The 18541-nt window shown below is 58.2% G+C and carries 16 protein-coding genes; 5 read left to right on the top strand and 11 right to left on the bottom strand.

Going from position 1 to position 18541, the window contains the following annotated elements; genetic code table 11:
* Window positions 1–46 precede the first annotated feature (46 nt).
* Together HS122_19630 and HS122_19625 are read right to left on the bottom strand one after the other, a co-directional pair.
* Entirely contained in the window at window positions 47–1111 is a 1065-nt protein-coding gene (locus HS122_19630; protein MBE7540606.1) for an integrase domain-containing protein, read from the bottom strand.
* Window positions 1104–1307, bottom strand: a complete 204-nt coding sequence (locus tag HS122_19625; protein MBE7540605.1) for a hypothetical protein — start codon at window positions 1305–1307, stop codon at window positions 1104–1106. Before HS122_19625 ends, HS122_19630 begins: the two co-directional genes overlap by 8 nt.
* A gap of 1344 nt (window positions 1308–2651) precedes the next feature.
* Between HS122_19625 and HS122_19620 the strand changes: the two genes are divergently transcribed.
* From HS122_19620 to HS122_19610, 3 genes are all read left to right on the top strand, one after another.
* Window positions 2652–3704: a PRTRC system protein D gene (locus tag HS122_19620; GenBank protein ID MBE7540604.1), complete on the top strand. Its 1053-nt coding sequence runs from the start codon at window positions 2652–2654 to the stop codon at window positions 3702–3704.
* A 238-nt stretch (window positions 3705–3942) separates the two neighbouring features.
* A complete protein-coding gene (locus HS122_19615) occupies window positions 3943–4224 on the top strand; it encodes a flagellar transcriptional regulator FlhD (protein MBE7540603.1) in 282 nt (93 codons plus the stop codon).
* A 3-nt stretch (window positions 4225–4227) separates the two neighbouring features.
* Window positions 4228–5388 (top strand): hypothetical protein, encoded by a 1161-nt coding sequence (locus HS122_19610; protein MBE7540602.1) that lies wholly within the window; start codon window positions 4228–4230, stop codon window positions 5386–5388.
* Window positions 5389–5881: 493 nt separating this feature from the next.
* Here HS122_19610 and tadA read toward each other — a convergent pair whose 3' ends face one another.
* Entirely contained in the window at window positions 5882–7015 is a 1134-nt protein-coding gene (gene tadA, locus HS122_19605; protein ID MBE7540601.1) for a Flp pilus assembly complex ATPase component TadA, read from the bottom strand.
* A 257-nt stretch (window positions 7016–7272) separates the two neighbouring features.
* On the opposite strand from tadA, the gene tnpB reads away from it, so the two are divergent.
* Window positions 7273–8616 carry an IS200/IS605 family element transposase accessory protein TnpB gene (gene tnpB / locus HS122_19600; protein MBE7540600.1) on the top strand — a complete coding sequence of 448 codons (1344 nt, stop codon included), beginning with the start codon at window positions 7273–7275 and terminating at the stop codon, window positions 8614–8616.
* Between the two features lie 412 nt (window positions 8617–9028).
* Window positions 9029–9283: a hypothetical protein gene (locus tag HS122_19595; GenBank protein ID MBE7540599.1), complete on the top strand. Its 255-nt coding sequence runs from the start codon at window positions 9029–9031 to the stop codon at window positions 9281–9283.
* An 8-nt stretch (window positions 9284–9291) separates the two neighbouring features.
* On the opposite strand, the gene HS122_19590 is transcribed toward HS122_19595, so the two are convergent.
* From HS122_19590 to traC, 8 genes are read right to left on the bottom strand one after another with little or no spacing between them, the layout of a single operon-like run.
* The gene (locus HS122_19590; protein ID MBE7540598.1) at window positions 9292–9765 is read right to left on the bottom strand and encodes a hypothetical protein; all 474 of its coding nucleotides are present in this window, start codon (window positions 9763–9765) and stop codon (window positions 9292–9294) included.
* Entirely contained in the window at window positions 9711–12119 is a 2409-nt protein-coding gene (locus tag HS122_19585) for a conjugal transfer protein TraG N-terminal domain-containing protein (protein ID MBE7540597.1), read from the bottom strand. The genes HS122_19590 and HS122_19585 overlap by 55 nt, the downstream gene beginning before the upstream one ends.
* A 12-nt stretch (window positions 12120–12131) precedes the next feature.
* Complete coding sequence (locus HS122_19580) at window positions 12132–12722, bottom strand: thermonuclease family protein (protein MBE7540596.1); 591 nt, start codon at window positions 12720–12722, stop codon at window positions 12132–12134.
* A 16-nt stretch (window positions 12723–12738) separates the two neighbouring features.
* Window positions 12739–14184, bottom strand: a complete 1446-nt coding sequence (locus HS122_19575; protein MBE7540595.1) for a conjugal transfer protein TraH — start codon at window positions 14182–14184, stop codon at window positions 12739–12741.
* A 38-nt stretch (window positions 14185–14222) separates the two neighbouring features.
* Window positions 14223–15134: a conjugal transfer protein TraF gene (gene traF / locus HS122_19570; GenBank protein MBE7540594.1), complete on the bottom strand. Its 912-nt coding sequence runs from the start codon at window positions 15132–15134 to the stop codon at window positions 14223–14225.
* A gap of 38 nt (window positions 15135–15172) precedes the next feature.
* Entirely contained in the window at window positions 15173–15646 is a 474-nt protein-coding gene (gene lepB / locus HS122_19565; protein ID MBE7540593.1) for a signal peptidase I, read from the bottom strand.
* Between the two features lie 37 nt (window positions 15647–15683).
* Window positions 15684–16145, bottom strand: a complete 462-nt coding sequence (locus tag HS122_19560; protein ID MBE7540592.1) for a hypothetical protein — start codon at window positions 16143–16145, stop codon at window positions 15684–15686.
* Window positions 16138–18528: a type IV secretion system protein TraC gene (gene traC, locus HS122_19555; protein ID MBE7540591.1), complete on the bottom strand. Its 2391-nt coding sequence runs from the start codon at window positions 18526–18528 to the stop codon at window positions 16138–16140. Before traC ends, HS122_19560 begins: the two co-directional genes overlap by 8 nt.
* Window positions 18529–18541: the final 13 nt, after the last annotated feature.

The raw sequence follows: 18541 nt of genomic DNA, 5'->3' as shown, positions 1-18541 counted from the left end.
TTTCGTTGAAAATGCGTTTCTACCGTTCTACAACTATCTACCCCAGCTACCCGGATTCGCGCAGCGGCGCTTCCTTTTGCCGAGCGAGATGAATTTCCGGCGACAGCCGCAAAGCGTGCCCATAGCTGCCGTAGTAGTAGCCGGTCACATCCACCCGGCCATGCCCCAGCAGGGCCGAGACCTTCATGCCGGCCAGCCGATGCCGCTCGCGGTCAATCCTGCCCAACGCCCCCCCCTCGACCGGCGATGGCTGTCCAGTCAGGACGCGGTAGGCCTGCTGCGCGTAGCCGTGGCGCAAGCCGTGGGAGGTGACGCCAAGCTGGCGGCGGGTCACGCCCAGTTTGGCCAGCCCGCGATAAAACCTGGCCTGTGCCTGTTCCCAAGTGAGCCCCGGCCAGCGAAGGCAGTGGCTGCGCGTGCGGCTGGCCACTTCGCGCGCCCAGGCGATTGCCGCCCGCCGCTCGTCGCTGTCGATCGGCACCAGGCGCGGACGGCCGCCCTTCGTGCCGTCGCTTACCTCGAGATGACCGCCGTCCGGCGTGATCGCACGCAGCGGACGCAGCATGATGGCTTCCTTGGCGCGCAGCCCAAAGACGTGCTGCAGGTTGAGGTACAGCGCCAGACGCTCATCGATCCCGCGCGCCCGCCGCACCAATTCCTCCGGCGAGACGCCATTGGCTTCCCAGCCATGGTTGCGCGTGGCCGCTATCTGCCGGCGCATGTCCTTGCCAGGGAAGTATCCCGGCAGATCCCCCACCAGGCCGCGCTTGCCGATCCAGCCAGAGAAAACACGCAGAACAGAGAAGCGGCCATGGATGGTCTGCGAAGAGAGCCCCTTCTCATTCCAGTGCCGAGCCAGCGCCCTCACATGTTTGTCGGCGAGATTCCTCGGGTCGCGAAGCCGGTAGCCCAGCTGCGCCAATTCGCCAAAGGCGAGCAGGATCGTCGCCCGCCGCGCCACTTCGCTCCGGTATGAGCAGTTGCGCACCGCCTTTCCGCAGCGGTTGTAGGCGCGCTTGTTGTGCCTCTCAATCAGCCGTTCGAGCTCATCCCTCAGTTGGGGAGCCAGCCGGCCGGTCGTGGTTGTCTTCATGGTTCCTCCATCAGGCATGGGCGTCAGCCAGACGGTGGCGGTGGCGCACTTCAAGATGCGGCACAGGCAGGGACAGATCGTCATAGACGATCACCTCGGCTTCCCCCAGGTCGATCTCTTCTATCCCCGCGCAGCCACGCACACTCCCGGCGTTTTGCACTGCCCAGTTGTTCCGCTTCGTTTGCTTGCTTTGCTTGCTCTCTTTGCTGTTCATGGCGATCTCCTGAAGTCGTTGAATGAAAAAACCTCCGCCCGGCGTCGGTCGCGCCAAGCGTGCAAAAGCCCCGCGCGAGCCGGCGCGGTGCCGTGAATTCGTCAAAAGGGGGTCTGGCGGAAAAGGCAGTCTGGTAATTGCGATGAGTCTCAGGCCCTCAACACCCGCATTTCTGCAAGTGCCCAGGAGGCGCAGCGCGCCAAACGCCCGGGACCGCCCCTTCCGGCGATCTCCGAGACGCGGATCACATCCGCATCCGAGCGTTACCCTCCATGGCCGTCCTCGCAGGACGCCATGAAGCCGGCCGCGGCATCACATGCCGCAAGCCCCCGCGAATCACATCGCAGGGTGGCGCTCGATCACATCGAGGCGCCGGCCGCTCTCATTCTTCGAATCCGGTCTCTGCCCGCCAGGGATTTCAGGGCCTGCCACCAGCCCCAGAGTGCGCTTGCATCAGTCCCCCATCGTCAATACGCGATGACGAAGTCAGATCTGGTTCGCGCCAATAAGGCGCTTCACGCGGCGGATTCGCGGTTTGGGTGAAGGCTCACGCAACAGCAAACGTCAAGACCGACTGACGATTCCGCGCATGGCTTCAGGAAGTGCTCCATCGCTCCCGGTCCACGAAGGACAGCAAAGAACGACAGGCGTGGGAATTTCCCAGTGAAGCAAGGAGCGGCAGGCGCCGTCCTGGATGACCGCCCAGAACTTCAGGCGTTGCGCGCGGCGGCTCGGCCGCGCAAATGGCGAGGATTGACTGTGCTGCGTGCGCTTCAGCTGCGGGTCTCGTCGTTACCTCAAAGTCCCACCGCTACGGCAGTCCGCTCAGGGCGGTTTGCCTCGCGCCAGCCTCCCGGGTTGCCTCGCACCCGGGTTCGCCTGTGGCGAAAGTGCCTCAATGGAATCACGAAATGCGCTCGACGTCAACAACGGACGAAGAAAAAACTTTTGTTTTGCGCCTGGTTGATTTTTTTTCTGCCGGAAATCTTTTTTGGGTCAAGACCTTCGAAAACTGTTTGGTTTTTTTTGTTCTGCGCCGCTCGCTGCGAAAGGCCTTACGCCCAATAAAGCTTGCACGACCACCCAGCCCACCTCTGAGCCTGTAATTATTTGTGCGGAACTTGCACGTTTTCGGCACACTTTTTTTTATGCCATATCTCTTACCCCCTTTTGTGTTGTTTTGTCCCCTTTCATGCACGCATTTTGCACATACCGTCTTCCCCTGTGTTTGCGGGGCATTTTTACCAAAACCCCGCCAACCCCCCCCTTTTGACGCCCCTTTATTACGGGACGGTACGAATAGCCGCGGCGCACAATTCATTTAACCCTCGGTTTGGAGTTTTTATGTCAGCACACAGATTTTCGGTTCGCGCGCTCGATCTTGGATATGGCCACGTCAAATTCACCGATGGGCGCTCGGATGATGGTGCGGTACGTTGCGACAGCTTCCCTTCGCAATCGCCAGCGGCGATGGAAAACACTCTGGACGGCGCCGTGGTGCAGCGACGCGACACGCACATTGTGCGAGTGGGCAACCATCTTTACGAGGTTGGCCGGGCGGTCGCTTTAGCGAGCGGCGCTAATCATGAAAGCGAAGTGCTCGACCAGGATTTCGCGCTGGGCGATCCTTACGCCGCCCGTCTGTATGGTGCGCTGTCATATATGGCAGGCGGCCTTCCCGCGCATACGCTTGATTTCCTCGTCCTTGGCCTGCCGTTGACCACCTTCCACACGCACTCCGAGGCGGTCAGCAAGAAATTCAGCGGCGACCTGCTTATCAACGCTAATGGCGATCGCCTCATTGTCCGGGAATGCTGTGTTTATCCGCAGCCGCTTGGCGCCTATATGGCGTTCATGACAGAACAGCCGGTCGAGTCCAGGACCCGCGCGCCAATGGCGCTTGTCGTGGACCCCGGCTACAACACGGTCGATTGGTTCGTGGTCCAGGGAATGAGCGCAAGCGAGTCGCGCTCGAATGCGACGCTGCGCGGCGTCTCAGCGGTACTGCGCGCCATCGCTCAGAAAATTACCAAGAGCGTACGAGGCGCGACTGTGACAGAGGTGGTGCGCCGGCTCGATGAGTCCCTCACCACCGGGCTGCCATTCACCATGTACGGCAAGCCGATCGACCTGGACAAGTTCATGCCCGCCGGCACCGTGGTTATTGAGGAGGCCGTCCAGGCGATAAAGAACTCAGTTGGGTCCGGCGTCGACATTGATGTCATTGTGCTCGCCGGCGGGGGCGCGAAGCTATACGCCAAGGCCCTCGCCGCAAAATTCCCGCAGCACAAACTCGTCACTCTGGAAAATCCGGCCTTTGCAAACGTGCGAGGGTTTCAGTACATCGGCGAACGGCTTGCAGCATCGGCGGCGCGAGCAGCGGGTAACGCGGCATAGTTATGCGGCTGACCTTGACCCTCTCTCAGATAGAAGACCCGGAGTTATACGAATTACTGGCTCCGCTCGCCTACCGCGATCGCGCCCGTCGCTTGCGTGGGTTGCTGCGCCAGGGCTTGATCGCCGAACGCGGCACAACCCTACCCCAATTCAAACCTGCCTCTGTGCCTGCGGCGGCGCCATCGATATTGGATGGCCCGGAGTTTGACCCTCGAAATTTCTCCCTCGGAAAGCCTAAATGATTGCCGAATCAAATGAACTTCATGCGTTGAATTACCGCTTCCTGCTTGTTCTGCAACGCGAAGCACGGCAAAGCGTCGCTGCGGCTTCAAGGATTTTCGGAGTGGATGAGGCGGCTTGCGCGGATATCGCGGTCATGTCGCTGGATACGATCGAGGAACTGGCGAAGACCAATGCACTCGTGTTTAGAGGCAGGATAGACCGATCCACGCTCGCGCTGCTTGGCGCAACAGCGTCACCTGGCGTGCGAGCGGTGCTGGTTGAGTCGCGAGCGGGGTAAGTTATGTGCGGTGGCCCCCATGGAGACGCCCCCGCCGATTTCGGCAGCGCCTATCGTCTGCTCGTTCATTTGTGCAAACTCGGGGCCCGCCCGCCCGTCATCCGGGATATTGTGCCGGCCATTATCAAGCGGCCGCTGATCTACTCGACTTGGCAGACAATCCACGGGCACTGCTCGCCGCGCGGCCTGATACCTAGCGACATTCTAACTTGCCTGAGTACCGCGGTGCAGCGGCTGCACACAACTGTTGTGCTGCTCCAAATTGAGCAACAAGGAGATATGGCGGTATATAAGCGGGCGATCAGCGCTTATGAAATCTATGCCGCCATGATGGCGCATGAGAAGCTGTTCGATTTCAATCGAGTCTGGATGATTTCCAGGGCGGCTTCGGTTGGTAAGATTGGTTTGCACTGCTGTCGGCAATGTGGAACTCGATACGCATATAACAAAGAAGATGTGAGGGATGTTTCGAACTGCCCGGCGTGCGCTTTGAAATCATCCCGTGCCTGCGGCCGGCCGCGGGTTGGAGGCGCATCGGCGGATGTGTCGGTTGCTCGCGAATCCGTGACTGTAGATAAAGTTCCCGCGGACCGCGGGTTTCGTGATGCTTATACGTTGCTCGAAAATCTTTGCCGTCTTGGTGCCCGTCCACCGGTTATCCGTGATTTACTCCCGGAGGTCATCACGCGTCCGATGATTCTTTCAACCTGGCGAGCAATCAACGGCAAACCTCCCCCTCAAGGGCAACTTCCGCAAAGCATTGATAGCCTGCTGTGCTCCAATATGATGCGCTTTCATGTAACGGCGGTGCTGATCGAACTGCACAAATGCCAGGGCATGAGCCCGGTGGAGCGGATTACCTACGCTTATGAAAGATATCTCAACTCCATGGGCAGCGAGGCTGTGCTCGATTTTAATCGAGTATGGTTTATTGCTCGTTCGGTCAATTGTGCCCGCTTGAAACTTGCGAAATGCACATGCGGTACGCGCTTTGCCTGCAGCCAAGAAAATGTGGCGGATGTGCATGCCTGTCCGGCATGCGCTATAAGCAAGAGCGGCCGTTCGGCTCTTGGTGTGGCAAGGCCGAAATATTCTCGCCTTGCTCTATCTGTAGCGCCAGGTCGCGCGCCGTCAGCAATCGGGCCGTCAGAAGCAATTCGGTAGCCCGCTTGACCGCCGGCGAGACGCCCTCGTTCTCGATAACCACGATCGTATCGTATGAGGCTGCCCATTGGCATATAAAAGGACAGCACAATTCCCACTTTTCTTGCCTGCCGTCGGCCGACATTCCGTAAATAGAGCTCTCCGCCAAACCTTTCCCGAGCCGCTTCACGAACGCCGTTAGAAATGGAGTGTAGGCCTGGTAGCCTGCCAACCTGCTGCCCGCAATAATGCCGTCATGCAATGCGGCGGTGATCAATGGTCGATTGTCGTCCTCACACCGTGGAAGCAGGGACACAAGAAAGGATGCCCGTTTGACGGTCTCCTCGATGTTCCCCCACGAGAAGAACAGCTGCTCCAGATCGTCAGCACATTCCGGGTGGTCCGTCAGAAAATGCTCGATAACGCTTCTGTATACGCGCTCAGAGTCGTAAACGAGTCTGGATGCTGCGATTTCCATGCTGCCCACCCCTCTCTGCTGCTTGTTGTTGTCCGCTTATCGCGAAAGCGCTACTTCACGCTCTCGAGTCTGATCGAGCAGCGAGATCTGCGCCGCCTGCATCTTGTCACGCAAGTCGATTCGATTATTGCTTGCCTGGATTGCGGCTGACGGGGCGATTGTCTTGGATAGGAGAAGTTCCATTATGGAAGCGTTTAGCAAGCGCGAGACGCGGTCTTCGCTGCGCTTGGCGTACTCGACCGCCTGCGGCCAGCGGTCGCGATGTAGAAGGTTGTTGGCGATCTGCTGGTTGTGGTTGCACAGGTACTCGGCCGCCATGGCGAAGCGCATGCCGTCGGCAGTCGGTATCAGGGTCTGGTAGACCGCCATGAGCAGGTTGTTGGCGATCGTGGATAGGCGCCCGTCCCATTCGTTCGACGGGAAGAAGCTCAGCAGCTTCTGAATGGCGCCGATGGCGGAGCTCGCGTGGAGGGTGGCTAGCACCAGGTGCCCAGATTCGGAGGCGCGCAACACCGTCTCAGCCGTGTCGGCATCGCGGATCTCGGACACGAAAATCACATCAGGGCTTTGCCGCATTGCATCATGAATGCCGTGGGCAAAGCTCGGGATGTCCGTGGGCACCTCTCGCTGGGTGACGATCGACTGTTGGTCGAATATTTCGTATTCGATCGGATCTTCGATGGTGATAATGTGGTTACGATAGGTCTCGTTGATGTGGGTCAACAGCGAGGCGATAGAGGTGGTCTTGCCAGCACCTGTCTGGCCCGTAACCAGAACCAGGCCGCGCATCTGGGCGATTAGCTTCATGATCTGGATTGGCAGGCCGAGCTTTTCGAGCGAAATGGGTTTGTAGGGAACCTTGCGCATGACAAGACCACGCTTTCTACCGCTGCGCTCCCTGAATGCCGTGCAGCGCAACCGGCAGGAATTCATGTCCACGGTGCAAGAGATGGTGCCGCGCGTAGCCAGGTTGTTCGACCAGTTCTTATCGATAACAAGCAGCATGTCGTTCAGCCACTCGGCTGGCACCTTTTTGAGATCCGTGTCGCGCCAGCCGGTGGGCACCCTGATCTTGAGGGGACCGTCCTCGATGGCATGGAGGTCAATGATTTGCCCGTCCGGCATGGTGGTGTCTTCGACGAGATCGACGATTTTTTCAATCAGGCTCATACCCTTCCCCCTTATGCATCAAAAGTAAGTGCAAGGATGCATCGGGATTTCGTTGAATTGGTGGCGGAAAACATGGCTTAAAATGACGGAATTCAAGCTGCCCCCTGGATTTATCCGTGGGGCTGCCCGGTTTGGATTATCAGATGCGCCGTAAAACCCCGTCCTTCAGGGCGGGGATATAAGGCGCGGACGCTGGAAGCGGCCTTGGAAGACGAAATAAACCAGCGGCTCTGCCCTTGATTTGGTAATTTGGATCGATGCTCGTTTTGCAGTCCTACCGCTACGCAATGCACCGCGCCAAGCCACTTGAAGCACGGTTCCGGCGCTTCGCCGGCGCGCGTCGCTGGGTGTGGAACAAGGCGCTGGCTTTGCAGTTCGATGCGCGGTCGCGCGGCGAAAAGGTCCCGCGCTATGTCGATCTGGCCAACCGGCTGCCGCGGTGGAAGCTCGAACACCCCTGGCTCAAGGAAATCCACTCCCAGGTGTTGCAGCAGGCCCTGAAGGATCTCGACCGTGCCTGGGCCAAGCGCTTCAAGGATCTGTCCGCCGTCAAGCGCGGCGAGATGCGCCCGATGGACGCCGCAGGCGAACCGTCCTTCCGGCGCTACGGCATCGGGGATTCCTTCCGCTATCCCCAGCCGAAACCGGAGCACGTCGATGCCGCCAACGGCCGCGTCTTCCTGCCGAAAATCGGCTGGGCGCGCTATCGAAACTCCCGGCGGCCCGAGGGGCAGCCCAAGCAAATCACGGTATCGCTCGATGCCGGGCGCTGGGTGGTCTCGATCACCTCGGAGGTCGAGCGGCAGGCGGGAGCCTTACCCTGCGCCGGCGAGGTCATCGGCGCCGACAGGGGCGTCACCGATACGCTGGCACTCTCGAACGGCCACCGTGTTGCCCCGCTCAATGCGCTCAAGCGGTCGGCCTACCGTCTCAAGCGCTATCAACGCGCTGTCGCTCGCAAGATCGAGGCGCAGAAGCGGGCGATGGGCCTGGACCCCAAGGCACCCTTCCCGAAGGGCGTGCGGCCGGGGAAGTCGAACCGGCAGCGGCGCGCCGAGCAGCGCGTGGCGCGCTGCCATCGCCACATCGCCAATCAGCGCCGGGACTGGCTGCACAAGGAGACGACGCAAATCGCGAACCGCGCCGCAGTCGTGGTGCTCGAAGACCTGAACATCCGCAACATGACGGCCAGCGCCAAGGGATGCGCCGAGGCGCCAGGCCGGAACGTCCGGCAGAAGGCCGGGCTCAACCGCGCAATCCTCGATCAAGGGTGGCATGCCCTGGAAGCCCTGCTGCGCTACAAGCTCGGCTGGCGCGGGGGCGAGGTGATCAAGGTCAGCCCGGCCTACACCAGTCAGAAATGTTCCTGCTGCGGGCATGTCGATGCCGCCAGCCGGAACGGAAAACACTACCTCTGCACGGCCTGCGGCCATGCGGAGGACGCCGACATCAACGCGGCGAAGAACATTCTTGCGGCGGGACTCGCCGTGCTCGCCGGCCGGACGGCCGCGCGAATGGACGTGGAGGATGCGGTGCAGCCAAGCCGGCCGATGAAGCGTCAACCTGCCAGCGCCAAGGGGGGTGCGGCATGCAATCCCTGAGCGCAGTTGGAATCCCCTTCGTTTACGGAGGGGAGGAGGTCAATGGAATCGAGACCAGGATGTAAAGATTTCTGCACCGCTGCTCGCGGTATGCTAATTTTGAAACGAGTAATCCAAAGAGGTAAGAGAATGTTCGAAATTTTTGCGAAAAACCCAGGCCTTGTGGTCTTTCTTGCCGCATGTGTTGGTGTGGCTGCTCTCCCATTCGTAGTTTCGTTCGGGAGGAGGGTTTTCTGGTTCAATACCGAATCCGATGATTTGGATTTGGGTATTGAGCTTACACCTCCATCAATCGGTGACCCTTGGGATGAGATAGATAATTACAAGGGTAAACCATACAGTCAGCAATAACACTTGCCCCAGCTGAAGCCGAATTATGTTTTAATTTTGATTGATGATAGAAGGAGTCTTTATGGAATTGGTGCTGACATGGCTGGAGTTTAATGGTTTCGCGGTTGCCTTCTTTTCATTTATATTCTCCATAATGTTTTACGAGAATTGGCAAAAAAGAAAAAACCCGAATATTGCCGATTCTTTTCAAGACTTGGACCTGGACGGCGGATACGAACATCTCGGAGTAAATCCGGCTTCTGGATTGCCAATGATTGATGAATTTTTCGATTGTAGAGGCAACCCCTATGGTTGTACCCCGCACGAGGATGAGTGACTGCCCCACTACTTATCTTTAGGGCGCACAGGGCGCGCCTTTACATCCATCCCACCGGGGTCACGATTCAGCGCGCGCTGCAATTGTTGAGCCGCTTTCAAACGTTCACTTTGATCTTCCTCTAGCTTTTCGCGCCCTTCCCCGGCATCTCGTACAACTGTCGCTGCCCCATTGGCGGCCCGTTGGCCAACCGTGCTGCCTTTCTTCCCGGCTTCATTCTCATTTGGATTTTGCGCCAGCGCTCCTCTATTGGCGCTTCCTTCCCATCCTTGCGCTTTAATTTGATTGCTCCCGCCAGTCATCAAGGAAACTGGCGCGATGCCTGATATATCTGCCCCAGTCACTTGCCCTGCGAAGTTCTCCCATGACTGCTTGGCCTGTTTGTCGCTGCTATTCATGGCCGCAGCGCGCAAGGCATTGGCTTTGATTAAATTCTCCTTGTCAGCGCTATCGCTGATGCCGGCATACTCTGCTCGCGCCATTCTTTCTGCTCGTTCATAAGCCTGCCTTGCATCACTTGACCAGCCAAAGCGCTGGTCCGTGTAACTCTCAATCGCCTCTGCAACCCCATCTCACGGATCCTCATGGCCATCTGCGTTGGAGTAAGGCTTATTGTCCCGCCTTGTGATGTAGAGCTGCTATAAGTTACCCCCCCGCTATCGACATAGGATTCGACACTTTGTTGGTTATCGCCGAAGGCTCTTTGGTACTGGTGACCCGCCGCTTCCTTGAATGTCTTGCCGATCTTGACCATGTCATCGCTGGTGAGGTCGCGGCTGAAACGTACCCCTGTTTCATCACCCGTCTCGACTGCGTACGCTTTTCCGCCTTTACCGCTGTTTGCCTCCGTTTCGGTAACCGTGCGTTTTTCGCCTGCTCTTCGCGAGTCATCTGCTTGATACCCGGCCCTGGCCCCAGCAGCCAATTTTCCGAGTGAGTAGCCTAATGAGCCTCCTGCAGTTGTTGATCTGCCGCCGGATTCATCATGGTAATTCGATTGGTCTATCTTCCAGTTTCCGCTCTTCTCAAGCGTATAAGTCCTGCCGTTTTTTTCAGCCAGCGATAGCCCGGCATAGCCCTGGGAAGCTAGTTTCGTCCCAAGTGCTTTCATTTCCTCGCCCGCTTTCCCATGCTCCACGGACTGTGACAGCGCGTTGGTGAGCCCATTCATCAATGTCGATGAAAGTATTTTTTGACTCTGGATGCTATTCGTGTTCGCGAGGCTAGCGCCCAGGGTAAATGTGAAGTTACCGCCAGTCCCCAACAGTCTATCTTCGGTCATCCCGTCGTAGGGCATGGCATGCCGCGCGCTCCTCTCAAACAGCGGCGCCGAACTTGCAGCCGCCGGCACATTCCTGGCCTCATCGTAGTAATCCCGACCGCCCATGCGTGAAGCCAGTTGCGTCAGGCCGTAGACGCTACCGGACATGACCGCCATCATGAGCAGCGGCACCGAGGCCAGCATGTCTCCTGCCATGGCGATCTTCGTTCCAAGCACGCCGCCGTAGCCGATAAAGCTGTTGATCGACTCCGGGGTGAGATTCTTGATCCCGCCCAGCATCGCAACCTCGTACTGCACCTGCTTCAGGACATAGAAGTTGATAATGCTTGCCCCCACGTACCAGGACACGGCCCACGCGCCGAACAGAAGATAGCTGCCCGCAAGCCTGAGACCGCGCACGCCCATCATCAGCATCACTACGCTCACCACGGGCGCCAGGCAGATCCAGAGGAAAAACACCAGGTTCATGCCGTGATACATCAGGCGCTGGAAGAATGAACCAGCCGCGGCGGAATCCTCCGCATATCTGAGCACGCCCTCCTGGAAAGGCATGCAGTTCTTCCAGTCGGCAGGGTTGGCGGACTTTCCGGCGCAATGCAGTGTGGCATTGATATCCGGATTGAAAATCGCCGAGCGCAGAAAATTCGCCGCATCACCGGCCTCCGACAGGGCCAGCATGGCGAGCGCCTCTTCCTGCTTATCAACGGTCACCGGCTCCACCCGCGGCCTGGTGCCGTCGAAAATAATAGTGGCGGCATTGCTTCTGGCCGCCGCTGCCGTCAGCACGTTGCTGATGGTCGAGGCGGGTGAGCCGTTCGACGAGAAGGCGGCTATGCCGCTGGCGATGTCGTTTGCAGCCTTGCTGCATGTATCAAGGTAGGGTTCGGTGCCGCCGGCGGGAATGAACATGGTCAGCCCGTGCTGCGTGCCGGCGAAGGTAACCAATTTCAGAACCGGATCGTCGCCCACGCGCAGCCGCTCCCATTCCTGCTGTACCCCCTCGCGTCCCGCCGCGCAATAGGCGATCAGGTTCCTCAGGTTGGAGTAGAGCCGTGGCTCGTAGAATCTTGCTTGAGGTGCAGCGTCTCGCAAGGAATGGAGCAGTTTGAGCGGAGAGGTCAGCGCCTGCGGCGTCATAAGGCCGGTCGGGTAACCGTTTATCGTTGAGTAAGCCGTGCCGAGCTTGTTGTTCAGTTCATGCGCCAGGCCGCTCACCAAGCCGGCCGGCAGGGCGACGCCCAGCGGCACATCGTCGACTTTTGCGATCGCCGATCCGTTGTAGTCTTCTATGTTGACGCTGAATTTAGGCACGAAGAGCACGACAAACACGATGATCAGCATCAGGAACTCGCCAATGTCGAGCTTTTGCTTTGTCACCCCTTGTAGGAGCAGCACTGTCAGGCCGATCAACAGTCCTAGCCCCGCCAGAGCCCCAAGGCCGACGCCAGTATTCGAGACGAAAAACCCGTTGGCCGGGTTGTAGATCATGGCCAGACCCATCAGGGCCGCCCTGAAAATCTCGACGTCGCCAAACGTGTAGATTGTGAAGTCCATGCGCGCGCCCCCTTATCGGAACCAGGCCGTGTCTCGCTCGACATGAGCGCGATACTGCGCCGAAGGGGTTGTTTCCGCCCTCTCCCACATGCCGACACGGTTCTGGCGCGCCTCGGCTTCCGCCTTGCGATATCCACGGATAATCATCTGATACCGCAGTGGCCCGCCAGGCCGGCTATCAACCCACGCCAGCCCCGCCTTGACCAGCTCGAGCACGGGATCTTTCGGGTTGCGCACAGGCAGGCAGAGCATTCGATTCAGTTCCGGGATCTGTACATAGCACTCGAAAAAGAATTCTTTGCCGGCGGCTTTGTCGTTGAAAAGAAAGATCGCCTGTGCCGCCAGATCCGAGCCGGCCTGGCGCCTCGGCAGATGAATGCCCGCAAGCCCTACACTGGGGAAAATGACCTGCCCACCCATGATGAGAGGGCGGCGCAAGGCAAAGGTTTTATTGACATCGAGCATGCCGGAGTCCCCTACCATGGCCGATCCGCTTGCCGTCTGGCCTTCGAGGATCCAGCCGATATCCGACCACATGTCGGCAGACGCGGGCAACGACACCGCAAGCGCCGCGACGATAACGAACAGCTTGAGTTTTTCCACGTCGATATCCCCAAAATTAGCGTTTGCTCGCCCCGGGCGGCAGCATGGTGCCGCTGCCAAGAGAGCCCGAGACCGCAGCGGTAAATTCCTCGATCGCCCGATTACGCTCGATACGCTCCTTCGACGACACCTGATATTTCTCGATTTGTTTCCTGAAACGATTAACCGCCTCGCCTGGTGTCGGATCCTTGGGCGCCTCGATGTTGCGGATGCCGGAATAGGTCGCCAGAGCTGCATCGGCCAGCGCCTTGGCAAAATGCACGCCGATGTCATCGGTGAGGATTTCCTTGAAGTGCTGCGCGTGCGACAGTAGGGCCTGCTTGTCGCGCTGCACCATCACCAGCTTTTGCAGCAGGGGCATTTCGATGCTGCCAATGTAATCGACAGCATCAGGAAATGCGCCCCATGACCCGTTGAGAATGTAGTAGGTCACCCCGCCCGTCGGCTCCACCTCGGCTGAAGGGTTGTCGCTGCCGAAGAGAATCTTGCGCGCCAGTTTCTTCGCTCCCGGGAAATAGTTTGATAGCTGTTTGCGCTCGAACTTCTGGCAGGCAAATTCGTCGTCAACACGTTCGCCGCCCATGCAGGCCATGATCATCGCGCCGGCATTTAGCCCGTCGGCGGCGGCTTCTGGGTCCATGAGCATGTCCATGGTCAAGGTGTTCGCCTGGATCGTTATCATGTTCTCCGTACATCGGTTTGAGCCGTCATCTTCCGTGGAGCACTCGCCATCCATGTTGTCCTTGGTTCGGACGACATTGGCGCCGATGATGTTCATGATGAGCGTGGCCGCTTCGTGTTCCTTCAGCCCCCGCACCATCTTGAAGGTCTGGTTCTGCGCCATGGCGCGCCAAGTATGGTTGCCGGCCTTGACGTTCTTGGTGTCCTTTTCGATGACGTTCTTGTCAGGCAGGAACATGTTCCAGAATTGTGTCCAGCTCTCCCCGGCCTTGCCGGCATTGGCTTCGATTTCTTTTCTTGCGTGGTAGGCTGCCTCGTTCTCCGGATTCTTCCCGTAGTCGGTGATATTGAGCGCCAGCGCGGAGCCGATCTTGCAGCTGTTGAGCTTCACGTTGTTCAGGGCATCCATGATCGAACGGAATTCGGTCATGGTCGCGCCGAGCTTTTCTGAAATAGAAGAGACGGCCAACTTGAACAGGGCCGCCGCCGCGATCTGCCCGATGTTGCGGAAAATGGCGATGAGCTTTTCTGCGTTGATGAATGAGAAGGAGCCGCCGAACATGTCGATGCCGCCGCACCCGACGTCGAGCCTTGGCGGATCGAACGTCATCAGGTTGATCGACTGGTTGGGCACGCGCATACCGATCGCGCCACCCACCGCACCCATGCGGTTCTGCGACTTGTAGACGCTGGGGCTGGTCGTGGCATAGAGCATGTCCCGCAGCGCAGATTCTGATAGTGCCATGGCGTTCAAGGGCACCATCCCGGCGGCGGTCAGCATTGCAATAGCACCGAATTTTCTTAGCATGCCATATCCCTTTAGTACCTATTTCCGAGTCTTTCCTGGAGCGCCCGCACCCATTCCTTTGTGTCATCCCGGCTCGTGAGCGCCGGATCGCGCATGTCGCCGGCAGTCAACACGCCACGCTCATAGCCGCGCTGAATTTCGATCATGTGTTCCGGGAGCAGCTTTTCCGTAACGGCCACCGTCATGATCTTGTCGAGCAGGGTGTCCGCAGAATGGTAGCCCTGGCTGATGATGTAATACTTGTCCGGCGGCACGGCGTAGATGGTAGTGGGCGTCATTTTCAATCGGAGTGCCGCAGCCTGCCCCGTATCCTTCACATAGCGTGCCATCCCCTCGATCGGCTTGCCGTCGATGGAGATGTTGAGTACCGTAAATCCGCTTTCCTTCTCCAGCCAGCGCAGTGCGCGCGTTTGAGTCATGCAAAAGCTGCAGCTCGAGTCGAAAAAGAACAGAATGCCGCCCTTCTTCGCCAGCAGCTTGATGGCTTCCCCCTTGTTCGCTTCGATGCCGCGGTGAAAAGCCGCGGCGGCGGCGGTATCGAGCGGCACCCGTGTCGTTTCGTCCAGCAAGGGATCGGTCTTCGCCATGACCGAGGCGGCGCTGGCAAAGCGCTGCGCCTTGTCCATAAGCACACGCTGGGCATACATGTAAGCGGCCACCTTGTCCTTGTCATCGGGGTTGTCGATGGCGTCATCGCGTAGCCGGTCGAGATTCTTGCGCAGCCATTCGGCACTGAAAAGATTGGGTTGTTCTTTCGCTGTTGGTGCCGGTGCTTTCGGAGGAATCGGCTCTTCCTTCGGCTTCTCGACAGGCTTCACTGGCAGCGGATCCTCGTACCAATACCATCCCCGTTCCTTGTCGCGGAAGAAATTGTTCTCGCCGCCCATTGCCAACGGCGCTGCGGCAAAAACGCCCAGGGCCATTATGGCAAGCCGCTTAGACATGCACCCTGCCGGCATCGCTATTCCCTAGTGGGGAAACTCGGCCAAACGATTCTGCCCACGAGCTGCCCGGCCGGGATAGCCCCCCAGTAACGCGAGTCGAAAGATTCAGGGTGGTCGGCAAGCAGGAATACGTGGCCAGTAGGCACCGTTTCGTTGCGATCGGCGCAGTATTCCGCCAGGTATTTGCGACGACACAACTCAAGGTCTCGGACTCGTTGCCCATTTATCCACAGACCCAGGTCGCGCACCACGATCGTGTCACCCGCGATCCCAGCTATGCGCTTCCCCATCATCTGCTCCTGGCTGAAATACTTACCGGCCCGGTTCGTTCTGTATGCCACCAGATCGCCACGGGTCACATCTCCCGGGTGCCCCATTTTCACCAGGGACACCCTTGCCGGCATGCAAGGAACCTTCTGCACATCTATGGCCAGGCGCCAATGCCGCCCAACCAGACTGATGGTCTCGCCTGCGGCAATAATTGTTGCCACCAGAAGCAGCGCCTGCGCTGCAAATCGCCGCCGGCGCTCAGCGGGTCGGTTTAGCCAGCTGAAGAATCTCGCGGCCGCGTGAGGCATATTGGTCCGATACGGCGTCTGCCAGTTTGAGATCCACGCCCAACTGATTGGCCAATTCAGCCGTCTTGTCGGCCGTCTCAGGCCAGCCCACCATGTGCGCTGAATTCATGACCACATAGCCTTGCGCCGTCAGCCCCTTTACGACACTGTCCAGCTGACTGGAAAAGGTTGCCGCTTCGGTGGTGATGGTTTTAGCATCCTTTCCGGATGCGGTCATGGCTTTGGCCTGGATCAGTCGATTGGTATCGATGACGACAATACGTGCAACCCCTGATGTGGCATTTGTTGCAGCCTGGTGCATGAAGAGGGCAAGGAATAGCCCGCCGATGAGTGCGCCCGCCCACAATGGAAAATTGAACGCGGTGCCCGTGGATTTGGTTTTGCTGGATGAGGTTTCACTGCTTTCAGACATTATTTTGCCTTTCTCTCATGAGTTGATGGATGGCGTCTTTTATGGGCATACCCCTCTCGGCTGCCTCGATGATGCGGGTGCGTTCCTCGCCCTTCGTCGAATACAGGATATTGAGAAACTCCGGGAGTACGAGGCGCGCCACAGACCAAGCCCCGCCCGACAGGAACATCAGTTCCGAGTAGGCCCCGGGAACGGTGTGTACGGTTTTGAGCTGTGATACGCCGTACGGATCGAGCGTCAGTTGGCCGCTGGAGATGGCCTGGTCGACCGATTCCGGCAGTTGATTCATGACGATCTTCGTCGCTGCGTTTGCGGCAACCGCCCCCATGTGTTCGTGCGTGTAGAAATCCGCAATATTTTGAACCGCGACCACACAGGCCCCGTTGTATTTCCGGAAGCGACGGAAGGCATGGTTGAGAAACTTTGCGACGCCGGGATCGGAGAACAGTGCCCAGGATTCATCGAAGACGGCAATCTTCTTGAGGTTGTCGCCCATCGTCAGGTACATGTCGTACTGGATTTTGGCCATGAGAATCATCAGCACGACTTGCTGAAGCACAGGCTTCTGCTCCAGTTCCTCGAGTTCCAGCACGATAAGGTTGGATTCGAAGTTCAGGTTGTTTTCCCCCTCGAACCACATGCCAAACTGCCCGTGCATGGTGAACGGATAGAGCATCTTGGCGATATCAACGATGCGTTCGTCCTCCTGCCTGTCCATCCATTGCGCGACGTCAGTCACGGTCATGCGCGGACCCTTGTTCGACCATACCGCCTTGATGGCCTCCTGCAGTCTGGCCATGCGATAAGCGTCCAGCCCGTCGTTGGGTGAAGCCATCTTGGCTAGCAAAGCGACGAGCAGGTCCATTTCGTCGTCGATGTCGGTGATGTTCGTGAATGGGTTGAGGCAGATGTTCGAGTTTTCACTAAAGGACCAAAACTCGCCGTTGTACGCCTTGGCGAGCTTATAGTAGCTCCTGCCGATATCGACGATCCAGATGCGCGCCCCTTCAGTAAGGTAGTTGGTCACCATGTAGTTCAGGAACACGGACTTTCCGGCGCCCGACTGGGCAAAGACCAGGGCGTTGTAGTTCGTTGAGGAATCGTACAGATCGAACGAGAATGGTTGGGCGCGGCGAGTTTCGAGCAGCATTGTGGAGCCAAGCCTGGTGCCGCACCATTCGCTGGTCAGTGGCATAAAATGCATTCCCTGCCGCACACTCATGCTCCAGTAGCGTCCGAGATTGAGTATCGATGTGTCGGATGGGAAAAGCGGCAATGCGTTCCAGAACAACGGCCAGAGGATTTCCCGGTCCTCCACCATGTCGAGCTGATAGCCGGAAAGATAGGTGGAAAGCTGTGACGAGATACGGTTGATTTCGCTTTTGTCGCGCGAATACAGTGCCATGCTGATGTTGATCTCGCAGGGTACGCCGCCGTTATCGATTTCGTGCTTGATTGTGTCAATGTCATCGCGCTTCGCTGCCAGACGCGGCACCCACTTCACTATGTTCCCTTGGCTCGCCTGAAAGGTGATCGCCTTGAACTTCTGCTCGAACCAATTGCGCTTCTTGTTCCGGTCAGGCAAATGCATCGTGAAGCTGAGCAGCCAAGGAATGGGGACTTGGTTATTGATGCCGGCCGGATCTCCCTGGAACAGGTTCATGAATCCGATGTGCATGTGGTAAGGCAATCGTCGAGGCGACAGAATCCTCATGTGGATATTGCCCTTCGACGACTGCAAGGTCATATCTGCCGGGCTTGCGCAATCGATGCTAAACCCCGGAGCTAGCACCTGCTCGCGCAATTCCCGCGCCTCGTCATACCAAGGCTGCTCTTCGAGATATGGATCAAAACAGCGTCGTAGCACCCATAAGTAATCTTCTGCGCTGGCGCGAAGCAGTGGCAAGCCGGCCGTGGCTAGACCTTGCTCGAACTTCTCGATCAGCTCGACGCATCGCTCCATGTCATCGTCGGTGGGGGTTGGTAAGACAGGAATCTTGATTGTGGCCACCTGGATGACGGTATGCAGCTTCATCCCGGTCGAGCGGATGTGTGGAACTGTTTTGCCCGACCGGAAATATTCCGCCTGTGCCTGCACCGACTCGAGCATTAGCCCGCGCTGATCTTCTCGAATGTGGCGCATGCCGACACAGGAGCTCACTTTGCTTTCCATCCATGTGTCCACGTGGACATCAATATCTGGAAGCGAGAGTTGCATGAACTGCAGGAATGTGTTCGCCGGAAAGCTTGCCGAGATGACCGACTTGATTTGCTCGAACATCGTGTCATTGATGCCGATGGCTGGATTGCCGATGAAGCAGGCACCGTAATAGGATCGGCGCTCGGTATCTTCAATGAACACCAATCCGCTTTCGTAGGCCACGACAGGGAAGGTG

Source organism: Opitutaceae bacterium (assembly GCA_015075305.1).
Lineage (GTDB): Bacteria > Verrucomicrobiota > Verrucomicrobiia > Opitutales > Opitutaceae > UBA6669.
Note: the sequence above shows the minus strand (reverse complement) of the source record. Positions and strands in the feature narration are given on the sequence as shown.